The organism is Sphingobacterium sp. UBA1498 (assembly GCF_002325125.1).
Lineage (GTDB): Bacteria > Bacteroidota > Bacteroidia > Sphingobacteriales > Sphingobacteriaceae > Sphingobacterium.
Window position 1 is genome coordinate 42500 of the sequence record NZ_DCRG01000021.1, and the last position, 18304, is coordinate 60803.

An 18304-nucleotide genomic window follows, 5' to 3' on the forward strand; every position below is an offset into this window, starting at 1 on the left:
CGTTTTTGTTTAAATGTAATGATCGTCTATTTTCTTCCACAGGTATCTAAAAGTCTTTTTGTCTTTTTGTTAAACTAATTAGTTTTGATTGTGGTTCTTAGATAAATATTTAATATAAAAACAATTAGACTATGAAGAAGACTAGAAAATTTGCATTAATTGCATCGACATTAATGATGGGGGGCGTAATGTTATTCTCCTGTCAAAATTCCAAAAACAATACATCTGAGGGAGCGGGGCAATCGGACAACATTGCGCCGACTGACGCCGATGAGACACGGTATAATTTAAGCGAGCAGCAAAAGATGAGCATGCAGAAAGATACGAGTCTATCAGATACACTAAGAAAAGATAGTATTAGTGGTAAGTAGTATTGTTGATAACGGCGATTCGGCTTATAAAGGATAAGCCCTATAAATTTGTTAAAGCGTTTGTCTAAAAAAAACTCCCTCAATCGAGGAAGTTTTTTTGTTTTTAAATTGATTCCAAATCATCATCATCTTGTTCAGAACGATTTGGTTGTGCTCCGTCATGATCTTCTTCTGTTTGGATTTTTTCCTCATTGTTGCGATCACGTTGTTCTTCCTCACTTGGATCAGGCCCATCGGCATTTTCTGGATAGTACAGATCCGGAGTTACATCATCAAGATCGGGCACCTTGGGTGGGGTATATGTACGGCTACCATCATGTGTAGATGGATCGCTGTCTAAGGGATCTATTCCATTTAGGAATAGTGCATTGTTGTTGAGATACTGTGAATAGGTATCATTAAATCGAATCGTTGCATTCATAATTTTTTTTTAAAAGAGAACACTCTTCAACTCTTATTGGTTGATTCTTTTTTATAAATGTATCCAGTAAAGTTTAATAACAAATTCAAAACTTTTCATTTATCGATCTTGTTATTAGTTCAATTAAAGTTATTTATAAATTATAATAGAGATACGATGAGAAAATTTACACTTCTTTTATTAATAACAGCGGGTATTGGCTATCAAGCGCAAGCCCAGAAGATTGAGACAACTCCTCAGATGTCTTCAGAGGTCGGCATTGAACCGATACGTCAGGGCAACTGGATGGTTGGTGGATCGATCGGTAATTTGGGTTATAGTTTTGAAGGAAAATCATTTAATATAGCACTTCAACCTAGAGCTGGTTATTTTGTTTCGGATGGTTTAGCTATTGGTGCGCAGGCTAATCTTGGTTTAACTACTATCAAGGATGCCGATAACGATTGGACGTATGGGATAGCACCATTTGTGCGATATTATTTTCCAAATGCTGGTTCAACCACAGGAAGGTTTTTTGGGCAGGGTGATATCGGTATTTCGGGAAGCTCTAAGGGTAAAGATGTTGCTCTTGCGGTAGGGGCAAATGTTGGTTATGCTCATTTTATAACTCGAACAGTCGCATTGGAAACGACTTTCGGTTATAACTATAGTAAAGCCAATATAAATACCGGTAGCGGTGCAAGTGGATTAGGTTTTGGTGTGGGTTTTCAAATCTATTTACCTGGTAAGCGCTAAGTAGCGAAAATTAATTAAGACCTCAAAAAGCATGGCTCCAAAAGAATTCGGACCATGCTTTTTTTTCGAACGTATTACTACGTGCTCTTTGGTAAGAAAGACCCTTTCTTTTTTAAAAGCATTCAATTCAGAAAACAATTGAGGTGCAGTTGATGTTTCTTCAAAAACAAGTGAGACGATGACAGCAACAAAAAATATTGGATTGGTACTTAAAGATAGAATGGGTAAATGGTCTTCTTATAATATTCCATTACTCAACGAGTGCCATCTTAACAACAAGCTAGTGAAAAGCAATGAATTTGAGGGCATTTTTATTGTAGGAAGTTTGGCAACAGGACTTTATATTTTTTCATTGTACAAAAATCGGTTTATCGATTTGATGGGTAAGCGAATTGAGACGGAGGAGATTTGTGAACATTTTAATCAATATAAACAGGCATTCATTTAAGTAGCTACTTCATCGAAACAAGCACAATTCAAAAACGGTCATCTGTCCTAAATACGATAGATGTAAAAAATATAGGGTATGTAAAATGTGCGATCAACTTTTATTGATCGCACATTTTTGTGTTAATGAAAAATTGGCTTATCTAGCTTTATTGCTAAACGATAAACAGCGTTCATCAATCCAACATGACTGTATGCTTGAGGAAAGTTACCCCACTGACTGCCATTTTCTTCGGTTACATCTTCACTGAATAAGCCGAGGTGATTACTATAGGTCAGTAAACGCTCTAAAATTTCTTTCGCCTCATCGACCCTTCCGACACAAGCCAGCGCTTCTACATACCAAAATGCACAGACCAAAAAAGTCGATTTGGGTCTTCCGAAATCATCTTGATGTTTATATCGATAGAAAAGGCCATTTTCTCCCTTTAATTCTTTCTCAAGCATTTCGAGATGATGTAGCGCCTTTTCCGATTTCGGATCTAAATAGTCCATTACGATCAGCTGCAAGGTGCTGGCATCCAAATTACTGCTATTTATTGCATTTTGATAGACCTTACGATCATCATCATAGCAAGCCTCAATATATGCTTCTGCCTTTTTTAGGAGGATATTTGCGCGATCCTCCATGTCTTGATAACCGTTTTGGCGCGCAATTAGTAGTGCCGCTTTACATCCGACCCATTGAAATAAGTTAGAATAGCAATGGTGGTTTGCAAAGTTTCTGAATTCCCAGATGCCCGCATCCTTTTCCTCGATCGTAGCCTCAATCTTTTCGAGGATGAAATTCACCCATCCCAAAACGTTTTTATTCTCATGAATTTTAAAGCGCTGATCAGTGAAGAGCGGTAGTAATGCAATCATCGCCTGACCATAAACATCATTTTGAATATGTTCGAAAGCTTGATTTCCAATTCGTACCGGACCACTTCCCTGATAGCCTTCTAAGTACGGTAAGATCTGTTCGGTAAGCTCTGTGGTACCAAGAATACCGTACAGCGGCTGAAGTCTTCCCGGATTACGATGAGTGATGCCAGCAATGTAATTTGCGAAGCTTTCCATTTCTTCAAATTGACCAATATGTGTTAGGGCGGTCAGTACATAATAACTGTCGCGTACCCAGCAATAGCGGTAGTCCCAGTTTCTTCCAGAGCCTGGATATTCAGGTAAACTAGTGGTTGAGGCGGCGATAATTGCTCCCGTGTCCTCATATTGGTGAAGCTTAAGCACTAACGCTGATCGGATAACCTCTTTTTGGTAAATGTTGGGAATACTGCATCGTTTAATCCAACGTTGCCAATAACTGATTGTCTTTTGAAGAAAATCTTCACAAGTACTCTCAATGGCCGATTCAAAGGCCGAATCATAGGTGAGTACAAGATATCTGTTCTCACTTATGATGGTCCAGCTCTCATCCTGAAAGAAGTGAGAAATGGGCAAGTCAGTAGTCAGCCGAATTCGTTCTCTGATCTGGTCACTCGTATAAAGAATATGATTGCTTCCGCGTGTCGGCTTTAGCGCCACACGGCCATAGTCGCCAGTTGGTTGACACTTGATGTTGACGCTTGGAGCTCCATAGAGCGGCTCAATTTTCCGTATCAACATTAGCGGCTTAAAGTACCGCCCAAATTGTTCGAACCGCGGTGCAAAATCTGTGATACGATAACCATAGGAGTCGGTATGTATTTCTGTGCAGAGTACATTTGAATTTTTGATGTAATACTGCTTCGTTTCAACAATAGGCTCTTCAGAACTAATCCTGAACGTTCCCCCTTGATTTTTGTCAATCAAGCTGCCGAATACAAAGCTGTCCTCAAACGAAGGCCAGCACAACCAGGATATGTTTGTGTCAATGCCGACGTGCGCGATATAGGAACAGTTACCGATGATTCCAGATTGATAGGTATGTCTTTTTTCAGTAGTGTTTTCGCTCATTATTTTATAATAAGTTGATTCAAAAATTGAAGAACATCTTCTTGTTCATCTAAATAATATTTTGCTGCAGATTTGTTACTGCCTACTTTGATACTTATGGTTGACTGAGGTAAGTACCGAAATAAATCCTCATCGGTAATATCGTCACCAATTGCCAACATAAAATCGGGCTTTATATGGCCAGCGATTTCCAATGCAGCCTTACCTTTATTAACTTCTGTATTTTTAACTTCAATGACAGCATTTCCATCCAATAACTGTAGTCCATATTCGTTCAACATTGGATTTAATACCTCTTTAAGTTCTGTTGCCTTTAGTTCGCCCAATCCGAGTTCGACTTTGCGATAATGCCACGCTAAAGAATATGGCTTAACTTCCATGAAGGCACCAGGGGTTTGATCGGCTAATTTTTCCATCAGCTTTTTTACTTCGGGCATCCAATGTAGCGCTAATCCTTTTTTATATGACCAGCTGAAATTGGGGAAATTAGACCATATGCCATGTTCTGCAACAAGATAGTAGGACCGGCCATCAAACCAGGATGATAAACTTTCCTGTGAACGGCCGCTTATGATAACTAACGTGTTCAGTGGATCTGAAATAATGTTGTCCAAAAGATTATAGAGTAGCGTTGTTGGCGTTGCCTTTTGCGCATGGTTCTGAAATTTGACCAGCGTACCGTCATAATCCAGAAAGAAAAGTCTATTGCTACTTTTGCTATAGCGTTCAGAAATACTGTTAAATACTTTGTCCGAAATTCGTCTCGCCCATTCGTCACGCTGTATAGCCTTAGTTTCAGCTAAGCGATTGGTAAAGAGCTGGACCCAATGCTGTACATTAAATTTCTGTATAATTTGCATATTGGCATCGGCCCTTTCTTGAATCTCTTCAGGAGCCATTTTTAGCGCCTGATAAATACTATCTGCAGTTTCCATACGATTAAATGGATTGATAATCAAGGCATCAACGAGTTCTTTGGAAGCGCCTGCAAATTCGCTTAATATCAATACACCTTTCGATAACGTCTTACTGGCGATGTATTCTTTACTCACCAAATTCATTCCATCGCGAGTGGAAGTAATCATACAGATATCTGATGCAACATATAACGCAACCAACTCTTCGAATGGAAGCGATTTGTAGAAATACAATACCGGTGTCCAGCTGAGGTTTCCATAAATAGAATTGATTTCACTTACTGTTCGATTAATCTCATCTTTCAATTTTTTGTATTGCGATACCTTATCTCTAGATGGCACGATTAGCATATATAAAACAACCTTTGTGTGCCATTCAGGATATTTTTGAAGGAAGGTCAGGTAAGCGCGCAGTCTTTCTAAAATTCCTTTACTATAATCGAGCCGGTCGACTGAGATAATAATTTTTTGATCAGGAAAGTGACTTCTAAATTGGGTAGCTACAGCCTGAATTTTTGGTTGGGTACTGACTTCAACAAATTTGTGAAAGTCAATGCCCATGGGAAAAGATTCGATAAATATATGTCGGTCTTTATATTTTAACTGATTATAGCCCGACGAAACGTGCAGAATTTTTTTGCAGGCATTTAGAAAGTTTTGACTGTCAGCAAAGGTATGAAATCCGATAAGATCTGCTCCAAGCAAGCCTTCAACTAACTCTTTACGTTGTGGGATGTTCATAAACAGTTCCTCTGAAGGGAAGGGAATATGATGAAAATAACCAACGTTGAGTTCTTGATTTTCTGAGCGTAACAACTGGGGGAGTAGCATAAGCTGATAGTCCTGAACCCAGATGAAATCAGAAAGCTCATCGATAGAAAGAGCCGCTTCACAAAACTTTTTATTCACGGCTACATAGGTAGACCAATATTCGGGATCAAAATGGATGTAGCTCGGTTGATAGTGACAGATAGGCCAAAGCACCTCATTTGAATAACCTTCATAGAAATTGCGAATTTCGTCTTTTGATAAGAAGACAGGAAGTAAGTTCATCGGCTTTAGGAGCTCAACAATTTTCTCCTTTTCCTCTTCATCTTTAGGCACAATTCCGGGCCATCCAACCCATAAGATGGCATCTGTATCAAAGGCTGAATTTAAACCAGTGGCCAGTCCTCCTGCACTGGGTTTGATGATTAATTTTTCTTTTTTTCGTTCTATTTGTATCGGCAGTCTATTTGAAATTATTATTTTCTTCTTTTTTTTCATAAGAATATTAGATCGATTTATTTGTCGTGTAGAAGAGTTATATCGAATATAACGGTGGGTATTTAATCCAATATTTTAACAACCTTGGGGGAAAATAGTTTGGATAAATTCAAATTACAAGGACCAATCGGAACGAAGGCGAAGTATATTTCTGCTTTTTTTAAAATCTAACGGACAACCTTTGGGGCAGTTGTATTCAGAATAGCAAAGTAATAGCAACAAAAAGGCCTGTATTTTTTACAGGCCCTAATATGGTATATTCAGTTGGATTACGATAGGTTCACTGGAGCTCTTTCTGCATCCAGCTTTTTCATGAATTGATCGAGTATGTTACCTAGTCTACCTGAAATTTCTCCTAGAATACTTTCCCAATCTTTCACTGTACCATCGCAGTTGTCTGAAACGATTTTAATACTATGAAAGGCAAGATTCTTTTGGAAACAGAAATTCGCTAGCGCATAAGATTCCATGTCAAAAGCCATAGGGTTTAAATGTTTAATATCCTGATAGAAAGATGAATTTACATGGATAAAACGATCCGATGTCAAAAGTGCATCTTCGTAACGAAACTCTTCAGCCGATATCGATTCCAATACTCCCTGCCCCTTAAAAAATAACGTGTTCTCTAGAAAAAATCCATCTGTATAAGCGTCTCCTTGTGCGTAATAGGACGGATAAAGAACATGTCCTATCGGATGCCGTGTACAGCCCACTGTGCCAACATTGAGAACAATTGGATTAATTCCCAGTGTTTTAATGTCCTCGTAAAGTCTGGCGACAGACAAGAGCGCATTCACTTTGCCAACACCAATTTCATAGATGTAAGTGGATTTACTTGGTGAATGAAAAGATAGTTCGTTCTTATTTGCTACCAAGATTATCGTTTCAATATCTTTATTCAGGATCATTTAATTTTCTTCAATATATGGGTATTCGAATTGCAATTCTCCAGCAGTGATTAAATTTAAGAAGTTAACACAAGCTTGTTTTGACGAATCAAAATCCATGAATGTGTAATTTCCACAGCTAATCGGATTTTGGAAAGGAACTTCATATCCTGCTGTAAGAATTATTTCGAGCACCTCCTTCATCAACTCCGCTACGTTTTGAGGAGTTCGCGCTGTTCCGGCCAATACAACATAAAATCCTGTACAGCATCCCATCGGGCCCACATAAATGACTTCATCACCTAAAATCGTTCTAATTTCCGTTGCAAAGCAGTGCTCCAGTGTATGCATTACTTCAGGAGACAACATACGCTCAGGAGAATTTGGCCTAATCATGCGAATGTCGTAAGTTGTATAATTTTCGACATTGCTGTTATTGGTCGTAGAAGCCTTTGCGTAGATCCCTTGTTTCAATTTGGTATGATCTACCGTAAAACTATTTACTTTTGCTTTTTCTTTTGTGTACATCTTAATCTGTTCAGTGCTACAAAGCTTTTGGCCTCATAGGGGTTAAAAGTTGAATATTAAAAATTTCTACAAAGATACTAGATTATTATAGAAAAGGGCTAAAAAACGACTATTTTAACACTTCGTAATGTTCGACTGTTGGGAATGGATCGTAGTAATGATGTAAAAGTTTCTCCCATTCCATAAATAATGCAGACTCCTTGAAACCGATGGTATGGTCCTCTAACGTTTCCCATTCCACCAACAGGATGTACTGGTTATCCTTTTCGATGCATTTACGGAGAGAATGCGTGATATAACCTTTACTTGCACTGATATACTGGCAAGCTGTTTTATAATCTCTCTCAAAATTGGATTGTTGCCCTTCAATAATTTGTAATACAGCTACTTCTAAAATCATAATTTCGTTTTTTATTTAAATTTAGTAATATATCAAACTTAGAGAATTTGTTTTTTATATGCAATACAGTGACAATCTTATCCAGGTAATTTATTCTATATGCAGTTTAAGAAGGATTTAGGTCTTATCACTGTATCAAATGTAGCTATGCATTATTAATTTGTAAATTCATAAGCTGCACGACTAAAGGAACTCCAGGATTACGATTTTGGTCGTTCCAAACTAATGAAAGAGTTGTTCGCTGTGGTAAAGCATCCAATTCGAAAAACGAGACATCAACATGATATCCATTTTTTAACGAAGATGGAACAATAGCAACACCGAGCCCCTGGGCCACCATATTAAATATGGTCAATGCATTGACTGTACGAAGCGTTACTTTGGGAATAAACTTATGATCACTGAAAATACTCATGACCAGATCGTAATAGGAGTGACTATAGTTTTTGGAAAATAAGATAAATGATTCGTCTTTTAAGGCATTCAGACTTGGATACTGAGACATTAAAAACGGATGATTATTGGGTAATACAAGACTGAAATGCTCCGTATATATCGGTTGGCTGCTCAGCCCAAGCGGGGTTTCGGAAAGACGGACGAATCCCAAGTCTAATTCTTTTTTTTCCAGCAGATCCAGCTGCGTTTCATTCGCCAATTCATGAAGAGATAACTCAATGTCGGGCTGTTGCTTTTTTAGATTAATAAGTAATTCCGGAAGAATAGTCTGAACAGCCGATCCGATAAAACCGAGCTTTAAGGTGCTTATTTTACCATTGGCATAACTCTGAAGTTGAGTTTCAATTTGTGCTAAATGTCTAAATAACTCTTGCACCTCTTTAAATAGATACATTCCGGCCTCGGTTAACATGACATTCCGCTTAGTACGTTCAAAAAGTAATACCCCATAATATTCCTCCAACTGCTTAATTTGCCTGCTCAAGCCCGGTTGTGCAATAAACAATCTTTCCGCCGCCCTTCGGAAATGCAATTCTTCGGCCAATACTTTGAAGTACAATAAGTGTCTAAACTCTATTTGATAATTCATGGTTATCAATTGATGATCAAAATGGTATTTCTGCTTATCAAATATAGCAAGTACTTTTGAGTAAAGCAGATCGTAAGATGGATATATTTTTATACGGCAGTGGGCATTTGACTTGTTCCACAGCCTTAGCAATAGCGAAAGGATTGGTTCGGGGAGCGATATCATCCGATGTTAGGAACAAGATCGATCAAAGCGCTAGTTACGTCAGCAAAATAGTTGGACGCGGCGAGGTCGTCTATGGGATCAACACGGGTTTCGGTCCGCTGTGTACCACTCGCATTGATGCTGGTCAAACGCAATTATTACAGGAAAATATCCTTAAAAGCCATGCTGTCGGTGTGGGTGAACCTATAAGCGATGATTTAGCTAAGTTGATGCTTATCCTTAAAGTTCACGCGCTTTCTAAAGGATTCTCGGGTGTTCAATACAGTACAATTGAGCGGATGATTTGGCATATTGAGAACGATATCATTCCTGTTGTGCCAAAACAAGGATCAGTGGGAGCATCGGGTGATTTAGCGCCTTTGTCTCATTTATTTTTGCCATTAATTGGTTTAGGAAAAGTAAAGGTAGAAGGGAATGTTGTGCATACAGCCGCCATTTTGGAAAAATACGGTATGGCACCGATTCACTTAGGCGCAAAAGAAGGGTTGGCGCTGATCAATGGGACTCAATTTATGGCGGCACATGGCGTTATGGGCGTTATTGAACTGAATCGTATGCTTCAAAATGCCGATATTATTGCCTCTTTAATGATTGAAGGCTTAAATGGTTCGATAAAACCCTTCTTTTCGGAGCTACATGAATTACGACCACATAAGGGAAATCGTTATGTCGCTGCAAGCATCTTTCATATGCTTCATGGATCGGCTATTTTAGAAAGTCACAAACACTGTTCCCGTGTGCAAGATCCTTATTCTTTGCGTTGTATTCCTCAAGTTCATGGCGCATCACGCAACGCTTGGTTTCATTTAAAGGATACCATCGAAATTGAAATAAATGCGGTGACTGATAACCCTGTGATCATTAACGACGAACTAACCATTAGCGGTGGTAGCTTTCATGGGCAATCCATTGCATTACCTTTGGACTATGCCACGCTGGCGGCGTCTGAAATTGGGAATATTTCTGATCGAAGGGTCTATCTGTCTTTAGAAGGCCAAACCAACGGTGTACCCAAATTGTTGATGAAATCGACTGGACTCAATTCAGGATTTATGATCTTACAATATAGCACGGCGGCTCTAGCAAGTGAGAATAAAGGACTTTGTTTTCCGGCGAGTGCCGATAGTATTCCAACCTCTTTAGGCCAAGAAGACCATGTGAGTATGGGATCTATCGCTGGACGAAAACTGTTGCAGGTGATTGATAATGTCGACAAAATATTGAGCATTGAACTGTTGTGCGCAGCCCAAGCCAAAGATTATCATCAACCGTTAACATCAACTGCTTCACTGGAAGCTATCCACGGGAGAATCCGTCAGTCCATTCCACATATTGAATCGGACCAGCCGATGGAAGAGCTGCTGACTGAAGCATTAAAAATGGTGAAATCAGGCGAGCTTATTGCATTGCATGGTCAATATGCTGCTGGAGAGATTGCTGAAGAGCTAAAACAGCAGTTTGAGGTATTTTAAACAAGGAATGATGAAAAAGGAGTTAAAATTAGTTGGGCCTTTTAGGCAAATATTAACGATGTCAAATATGCCTATAAAAGGTCCAATCGACGATAGCCAATTGTCTATTATTAAAGAGGGTGGGATTTTAATCGCAGGAAACACGATAATGGATGTGGCCGCTTTTGCTCAATTACAACAGCAATGGGGGGAGCAGGCGGTTCTGATACATGTTGAGGGAGATCAGGTCGTTTTGCCAGGATTTATTGACTGCCATACACATATTGCTTTCGCAGGCAGTCGTGCAAATGATTTTGCCCTTCGAAATGCCGGTTCAAGCTACTTGGAGATCGCGGCGGCAGGTGGGGGGATCTGGAGTACCGTATCCCATACAAGGGATTGTGATGCCCGAGAATTGGTAGAGCTCACCATAAGGAGAGCACATTTACTATTGAAACAGGGAATTACAACGATCGAAGTTAAAAGCGGTTATGGGCTTAACGTTGAACAAGAACTTAAATTATTGCGTGTCATCCGCGAATCAGATCGACAAATACAACCAGACCTTATCCCAACTTGTTTGGCAGCACATATGCTTCCGCGGGACTTCAATGGGTCGGCAAAAGATTATCTTCATATGATGGCTGAAGTTCTTTTTCCAGCATTAAAATCAGAAAGGCTATCAAATCGGATAGATGCATTTATCGAAAAGACAGCTTTTCAGGGGCAGGACATTGTAGCTTATTTACAAAAAGCAAAAAATATGGGTTTCGATCTGACAATTCATGCCGATCAGTTTACGACTTCTGGAAGCCAGATTGCGGTAGAACTCGGTGCTATATCTGCGGATCATCTTGAAGCATCAACAGCTTTTGAAATTGAACTTATCGCACAGTCGGACACTGTCGCGGTGGCTTTACCTGCCGCTTCTATCGGATTGGGTTGCGGTTTTACACCCGCTAGAAAACTGTTAGATGCAGGTGCATGCCTAGCCATAGGTAGTGATTGGAATCCGGGATCTGCTCCAATGGGACAGTTATTGACAAGTGCGACGATTTTGGCAGCGGCAGAAAAGTTGACCAATGCTGAACTACTTGCGGCATTAACCTACCGTGGGGCAAAGGCATTGAACTTGTCTGACCGGGGGATTTTGGCGAAGGGAATGCGTGCAGATTTTAGTTTATTTAAAACTGACAATTATCAGAATATTACTTACTTCCAAGGAAGTTTGCAGCCTACAGCGGTATGGAAAAATGGTACGGAAGTATTATCAATATAACACCATGAAAGATACATTTAAGCGAGAGGTTGCAGAAGGTATTCCTACCACATTACCTCCAACAGTAGAGCGCGATCATACCATCAGCCACGCTCCCCGACGAAAGAATATTCTTACGAAGTCAGAAGAGAGGCTAGCTATACGGAATGCATTACGCTATTTTCCTAATCCCTGGCATGGCATTTTAGCGCCTGAATTTTTACAGGAGCTTCGCGACTATGGGCGAATTTATATGTACCGTTTTAGACCACAATACACAATGCATGCTCGACCAATAGCTGATTATCCGGCGTTAAGTAAGCAGGCGGCGGCAATTATGTTGATGATTCAGAACAACCTCGATCCTGCTGTCGCACAGCATCCGCACGAATTGATTACTTATGGTGGGAATGGAGCCGTATTTCAAAATTGGGCTCAATATCGGCTTACTATGCAATATTTATCGCAAATGACCGATGAACAAACATTACATCTTTACAGTGGTCATCCGATGGGACTTTTTCCATCTTCAAAAGATGCTCCTCGTGTTGTGGTGACAAATGGCATGATGATTCCAAATTATTCGAAACCGGATGACTGGGAGCGTTTCAACGCGTTGGGCGTTACGCAATATGGACAGATGACAGCCGGCTCATACATGTATATCGGTCCGCAGGGTATTGTGCATGGAACGACTATTACGGTTATGAATGCATTCCGGAAACATTTGGCGGTAGATGATACAATACAAGGCAAGGTGTTTTTGACTTCCGGCCTGGGGGGAATGAGTGGAGCACAGCCTAAAGCGGGTAATATTGCGGGATGCATAACGGTATGCGCTGAAATAAACCCCGACGCAGCAAGAAAACGACATGAGCAGGGATGGGTTGACCGATTGATAGTGAGCATAAAGGAGCTTGTTAGACAGGTAAAGCGGGCAGTGGAACAAAAGGAAATAGTATCCTTTGCTTATATCGGTAACATAGTCGAAGTATGGGAGGCTTTCGATCGTGAAAATATCCACATTACGGTAGGGTCTGATCAGACATCATTGCATAATCCGTGGTCCGGAGGATATTATCCCATGGGATTATCCTTTGATGAAGCAAATGTTTTATTGGCGAGTGACCCGGACAAATTTAAGCAATGTGTGCGAGAAAGCTTGGTACGACATGTTGATGCGATCAATAAGCATGTGTCCAAGGGAACGTATTTCTTCGACTACGGAAATGCATTTCTTTTGGAAAGTAGCCGTGCCGGCGCAGCAGTCTGGAATGATAAAAAGGACCAATTCCGCTATCCGTCGTATGTACAGGATATTCTTGGTCCCATGTGCTTTGATTATGGTTTTGGACCATTCCGTTGGGTTTGCACCTCTGGAAGGGCTTCGGACCTGAAAAAATCTGACGAAATAGCCATGACCGTTTTAGAGGATCTTCGATCAGAAGCCCCCTTAGAAATTCAGCAGCAGCTGCAAGATAATATACAATGGATTAAAGAAGCTGAGAAAAATAGACTCGTCGTAGGTTCTCAGGCGCGCATCTTATATGCCGATTCCATTGGACGTATTTCAATTGCAAAGGCCTTTAACGAAGCAGTAAAAACTGGTTTATTTGAAGGGCCGATTGTTTTGGGTAGAGACCACCACGACGTTAGCGGAACAGACTCACCTTATCGGGAAACTAGCAATATTTATGATGGAAGTCAATACACGGCGGATATGGCTATTCATAACGTCATTGGAGATAGCTTTCGCGGGGCGACTTGGGTTTCTATCCACAATGGCGGTGGCGTCGGGTGGGGAGAAGTAATCAACGGCGGCTTTGGCCTACTCTTAGATGGTTCAGACGAAGCAGTTGTTAAATTGGAAAAAATGTTATTTTTTGACGTGAATAATGGAATTGCTAGACGTGCCTGGGCTAGAAATAAGGAGGCAAACCAGGCGCTAGTCCGTGCGATGGAAGAAAATCCTAAATTACTAGTCACCCGTGCGCATCTTGTTGATGACCAAATTATTGAACAATTATTTGATGTGAACGAATGAAGCGCTTGTTGAATGATCCCGAAATATATAGCAAAGGCGACCAAGCTGTTTGGAAAGGACGTGTGGATGGTCAGAGTCGCGAATGGATGCGCTGGCATCAATTAATGAATTGTGTTGACCTTCGTGAACCGTCCGATTTGCGGCAAGCCATCGCTTTTCTTGGATGCTGTAGTGATGAAGGAGTTGCCCGAAATCAGGGACGACTAGGAGCCAAAGAAGGGCCTGCCGCACTCCGGAATGTATTGGCCAATCTTCCTGTTCATTTTCCAGATAAACTTAAACTTAAAGATTGCGGCGACATCCTATTAAAAGACAATGATTTAGAATTATGTCAAGCATACTTGGGAACAGCTTTGAAAATTATTCTGGAACAAGAAGGGTTCCCCGTCATATTAGGGGGAGGCCATGAAATTACCTACGGCCATTATCTAGGGGTTAGTCAATATCTAAAAAACGATAATAAATGTTTAGGTATCATTAATTTGGATGCGCATTTAGATATTCGTGCCTTGCAGGATGGCCAAGGGAATTCTGGAACGGGATTCTATCAAATTGAACAGGATCAATCGGCAGCTGGCTTGCCCTTTCATTACTTAGCAATCGGAATTCAGGAAATAAGCAATACCAAGGGATTACTTAACTATGCTCGCGAGAAGAATGTAAAGATTATAGAACGTGATAGTTTGATCAATGAACAGCTTGATCAGATTCGGGAAAAAATAATTGGTTTTTCTAAATTGGTGGATTATGTGTATTTAACCATAGATCTTGATGCCTTTGCTTCGGCCTATGCCCCGGGAGTCAGTGCGTTGGCATTTAACGGTATAGTCCCAGATCAGCAGTTTTTTATGATCTACGATTTTCTTTTGGATCTACCTAATCTGAGATCTGTCGATTTGGCTGAATTAAATCCGTATTTTGATATCGATTCGAGGACAGCCAAATTAGCGGCTGATCTACTATTTAGGCTGGTCAATAAATTAGCAGCAAAAATTCAATAACCGTCGTAAAGTAAGTTACACGCTGAGCCTCACTTTAGTCTATTGAATGAGAGGGTCATAAGGATATATCCGGTTTCATCCTGTTTTGCAAAAGTTTAAAGATATTGCTTTTATTAACTAATATTTTTAGTATATTTGCTGTGTGTTATGGATGTAAATCAAAGCAAAAAACAAGAGTATGCCATCGTGGATATAGAGACTACAGGTGGCCACGCAAAATCGAGTCGGATCACGGAGGTTGCTATTGTTATTCATGATGGTAACCAAGTTCTAGAGCGCTGGGAAACATTAGTAAATCCAGGAAAGGAAATTCCTAACTCCATTTTTGCGCTTACTGGCATCGATAATGACATGGTAAAGGATGCTCCAACATTTGAGGAAGTTGCCGAGCGCATTTATGCAATGCTTAAAGACCGTATTTTTGTTGCGCATAATGTCAATTTTGATTACTCATTCATCCGTTTTCAGTTGCAGGAATCGGGATTTGAATGGTCAGCAATAAAATTATGTACAGTACGCTATGCGCGAAAAATAAAGCCGGGGTTATTATCCTATAGTTTGGGACGTCTATGCGATTATTTAGATATACCGATAGAAAATAGGCATCGTGCAGGTGGCGACGCCGATGCAACTGCTATTCTTTTTGCTTATTTGAAAGTTCTGGATACTGAACAGATCTTTCAGGATATGATTAAACACAAGGCGATAGATCAACGTTTTCCGCCACACTTAAATCCGTTAGCGTATGAACAATTGCCGAATGAGGCTGGAGTCTACTATTTTCACGACAAAGATGGAAAAGTAATTTATGTGGGAAAGGCTGTAAATATCAAAAAACGGGTATTATCCCATTTTACTGGAAATAACATTCAAGCCCAAAGGCAAAATTTTTTAAAGGAAATTCATCATATCAGTTACGAATGCTGTGGGACGGAGCTTATGGCGCTACTTTTGGAATGCGCGGAGATTAAACGGTTTTGGCCAAAATACAATAGGGCACTGAAACGGTACGAACCTAAGTTCGGATTGTTTTCCTATGAAGATCAAAACGGATACCTTCATCTTGCCATTGGTAAGACAAATAGGGGACAGACATGTATTCAAGTCTTCCAGCGTGAATACGATGCAATTCAGTTACTCCAAACATTTATCCAACAAGATGCTATTAATCCGCAATTCTGTCAGTTTGGGCAAGCCAGTTTGTCAACAAAGTCCATTAAGAAGGATGTGTTGCCCGATCGCGACTTACACAATACCAGAATTGAACGCTGTATTGAGGAGTGGTTGGTGCAACGTCCATCGTATGTACTGATCGATAAGGGACGTCATTGTGAAGAGAAAAGCTGTATTGTTATTGAAAATGGTACTTTCTATGGCATGGGCTATATTGATCAATACTATCAAAATTATGGTTTTGAAGATTTAAAAGCACATGTTAAGAGATATCCGAGTAATCACTACATGCTGGAATTAGTCAAAATGGCAGCAGCAAGGCATCCTGCTAAAATACATTTTTTAACAGAATCGACTTTTTTACCAAATACTGCTGCCGAACCGGATTTACATTATGAAAAGTTAGAGCCAAATAGTCTTTTCAACTTTAGCTAATTGTCTATACTTGGTATCGTAGTCATTTTCTTACATTTTGGTCATCTTAATCTCAGTTATTTGTTAAAGAAATGTGAAATAAAAAATTGTAGATTATAATGGTCCGATAATTGAAATGTGTTTGTTATATATTAGTAAAGACTTTTCATAATTTAGGTTAATAATTGGTTAGTTAAAACCTGAGGTTCCCAACCTCAGGTTTTTCTTTTTTTACTCCTTTTGGAACTAGCATTCATTTAAAACATGCAGGAGGATAAGAGCTACGAAATTTGACCTTTCGACACTACTTGTTCAGTGCTTGTTCAGTGCTCGTTCAGTGATGACTCAGTATCCACTGTATAATCATTGACTGATTACTGTCTAAAAATTGAATTAAAAATGAGCCAAGGGACAAGGTGTTGTTTTTTGCGTCAAACAACTTTTTATTTAATAAAAAAAGGTTTTAATCGCATGTATGTCAGTTAAATAACATTTGTCCCCGTTTTGTCCCCCTAAGTTTTTTCTCTATATAGTTAGTTTAAGCTACTTTAGTATTCGTATACTGTAAACGGCGAAATAGTAAAACAAAGATGGGGCGTTTTCTTAAAGTAGCTGCGGTATATCTTATCCATATCTTTATATATAAAAAGGGCCTTGGCCCTTTTTTTTATTCCTATTATTCAGATTGCCTATTTTAAGCCAATGGCACCTTAACCTAGATTTTGATATAGATCTTTTTCTTCCGTAGGCAATATGCGATCAACCAATTCAAAGCGACAAATAGCAGCGCAAATAGGGCGGAGGATAATAGTTGGTTTTGCCAGCTATCAAACAGGAAATGGTAGCTTAAGTTCCAAAGATTTTGATGTGTATCCCCGATGAGAATAAAAGAAAAAATCGTGGGGATTAAGCCGCTAAGACAATAGATAAATAGTGTATTCTTACCGAAATCGTCAAGGACAGTGTAAATTATCCCTTTGATGTTTTGAAATTCGATAAGATAGATTAATATAGCGAGAAAAGAGAGTGCAATTCCAGTGCTGAATACGGCGTAGCTGCTGGTCCAGATCTTCTTATTAATAGGAAAAACAAATGACCATAGATAGCCAATCAGGATAAAGGACAGACCTACGATAAATAGGTTGATCAGCTCCCTTTTTCCTGTCAGTTTTTGAATAATGTACTTTCCGGTAATATACCCGAATATTGTTTGACTGATGGCCGGTAAAACGCTCCAGATATCCTCTGGATCAAATGCTGTGCCCTCGCCGTGATAGAGATGGGATGCACCGAAGATTCGAATATCTATTGCAGTTCCGAACCAACCGTCCAAACTATAAGGATCCGATGGATTACTATAGTAGCAAATCAACCAATAGAACAAGAGAAATGCCGTACCGATGATAATTGCGCCTTTATCTTTAAAATAATATACTAACATGGCGCAACTGAAATAACAGATAGCGATACGTTGCAGTACGCCGAAATACCTGTACTTGGCAAATGGAATCCATTCCAGCTGGTGAAGGCTATTCCATTCAACAAAAGGAAAAACATTTAAAAAGATGCCCAGCATAAAAAGGATGCCTGTTCTTTTCGCAACTTTTTGCCAATAGGCTGATGGAGCCTGTTGATCGATATTTTTTAAAGAAAATGCCATCGAGTTTCCAACAGCAAATAAGAAAAATGGAAATATAAGATCTGTAAACGTACATCCATGCCAGATGGAGTGTTCAAGTTGAGGAAATACATGATGATAGTTGCCAGGATTATTGACGAGAATCATAGCCGCGAGTGTAAACCCACGGAAAATATCCAGTGATTTAAAACGAGTCATAATAAAGTA

At 39.7% G+C, this 18304-nt stretch carries 16 protein-coding genes; 8 read left to right on the forward strand and 8 right to left on the reverse strand.

Features of this window, described 5'->3' with window-relative positions:
* Window positions 1–131 precede the first annotated feature (131 nt).
* A complete protein-coding gene (locus B3139_RS11425; protein ID WP_293883105.1) occupies window positions 132–371 on the forward strand; it encodes a hypothetical protein in 240 nt (79 codons plus the stop codon).
* A gap of 103 nt (window positions 372–474) precedes the next feature.
* Here the strand turns inward: B3139_RS11425 and B3139_RS11430 are convergent, their stop codons facing one another.
* On the reverse strand, window positions 475–792 hold the full coding sequence (locus tag B3139_RS11430; RefSeq protein ID WP_293883108.1) for a hypothetical protein: 318 nt from the start codon (window positions 790–792) through the stop codon (window positions 475–477).
* A gap of 156 nt (window positions 793–948) precedes the next feature.
* Here B3139_RS11430 and B3139_RS11435 point away from each other — a divergent pair, with 156 nt between their 5' ends.
* Window positions 949–1527, forward strand: coding sequence for a hypothetical protein (locus tag B3139_RS11435; RefSeq protein WP_209579285.1), 579 nt, complete (start codon window positions 949–951; stop codon window positions 1525–1527).
* A gap of 178 nt (window positions 1528–1705) precedes the next feature.
* Entirely contained in the window at window positions 1706–1975 is a 270-nt protein-coding gene (locus B3139_RS11440) for a hypothetical protein (protein ID WP_293883112.1), read from the forward strand.
* Between the two features lie 122 nt (window positions 1976–2097).
* Here B3139_RS11440 and B3139_RS11445 read toward each other — a convergent pair whose 3' ends face one another.
* The 6 genes from B3139_RS11445 to B3139_RS11470 form a co-directional block, all read right to left on the reverse strand.
* Window positions 2098–3909, reverse strand: coding sequence for a glycoside hydrolase family 15 protein (locus B3139_RS11445; RefSeq protein ID WP_293883114.1), 1812 nt, complete (start codon window positions 3907–3909; stop codon window positions 2098–2100).
* Window positions 3909–6092 carry a bifunctional alpha,alpha-trehalose-phosphate synthase (UDP-forming)/trehalose-phosphatase gene (locus B3139_RS11450; RefSeq protein ID WP_209579288.1) on the reverse strand — a complete coding sequence of 728 codons (2184 nt, stop codon included), beginning with the start codon at window positions 6090–6092 and terminating at the stop codon, window positions 3909–3911. Before B3139_RS11450 ends, B3139_RS11445 begins: the two co-directional genes overlap by 1 nt.
* A gap of 269 nt (window positions 6093–6361) precedes the next feature.
* On the reverse strand, window positions 6362–7000 hold the full coding sequence (locus tag B3139_RS11455) for a hypothetical protein (RefSeq protein ID WP_293883117.1): 639 nt from the start codon (window positions 6998–7000) through the stop codon (window positions 6362–6364).
* Complete coding sequence (locus tag B3139_RS11460; protein WP_293883119.1) at window positions 7001–7507, reverse strand: S-ribosylhomocysteine lyase; 507 nt, start codon at window positions 7505–7507, stop codon at window positions 7001–7003.
* 109 nt (window positions 7508–7616) lie between these two features.
* Window positions 7617–7907 (reverse strand): antibiotic biosynthesis monooxygenase family protein, encoded by a 291-nt coding sequence (locus B3139_RS11465; protein ID WP_293883121.1) that lies wholly within the window; start codon window positions 7905–7907, stop codon window positions 7617–7619.
* 145 nt (window positions 7908–8052) lie between these two features.
* Window positions 8053–8952, reverse strand: a complete 900-nt coding sequence (locus B3139_RS11470) for a LysR family transcriptional regulator (protein ID WP_293883124.1) — start codon at window positions 8950–8952, stop codon at window positions 8053–8055.
* A 77-nt stretch (window positions 8953–9029) separates the two neighbouring features.
* On the opposite strand from B3139_RS11470, the gene hutH reads away from it, so the two are divergent.
* The 5 genes from hutH (at window position 9030) to B3139_RS11495 (ending at window position 16479) form a co-directional block, all read left to right on the forward strand.
* A complete protein-coding gene (gene hutH, locus B3139_RS11475) occupies window positions 9030–10589 on the forward strand; it encodes a histidine ammonia-lyase (protein WP_293883126.1) in 1560 nt (519 codons plus the stop codon).
* Window positions 10590–10656: 67 nt separating this feature from the next.
* Entirely contained in the window at window positions 10657–11847 is a 1191-nt protein-coding gene (gene hutI, locus B3139_RS11480) for an imidazolonepropionase (RefSeq protein WP_293883129.1), read from the forward strand.
* Window positions 11848–11851: 4 nt separating this feature from the next.
* Entirely contained in the window at window positions 11852–13870 is a 2019-nt protein-coding gene (locus tag B3139_RS11485) for a urocanate hydratase (RefSeq protein WP_293883133.1), read from the forward strand.
* Window positions 13867–14871: a formimidoylglutamase gene (gene hutG / locus B3139_RS11490; protein WP_293883136.1), complete on the forward strand. Its 1005-nt coding sequence runs from the start codon at window positions 13867–13869 to the stop codon at window positions 14869–14871. Before B3139_RS11485 ends, hutG begins: the two co-directional genes overlap by 4 nt.
* A gap of 147 nt (window positions 14872–15018) precedes the next feature.
* Window positions 15019–16479 carry an exonuclease domain-containing protein gene (locus B3139_RS11495; RefSeq protein ID WP_293883139.1) on the forward strand — a complete coding sequence of 487 codons (1461 nt, stop codon included), beginning with the start codon at window positions 15019–15021 and terminating at the stop codon, window positions 16477–16479.
* Window positions 16480–17173: 694 nt separating this feature from the next.
* On the opposite strand, the gene B3139_RS11500 is transcribed toward B3139_RS11495, so the two are convergent.
* Window positions 17174–18295 (reverse strand): acyltransferase family protein, encoded by a 1122-nt coding sequence (locus B3139_RS11500; RefSeq protein WP_293883142.1) that lies wholly within the window; start codon window positions 18293–18295, stop codon window positions 17174–17176.
* Window positions 18296–18304 lie beyond the last annotated feature (9 nt).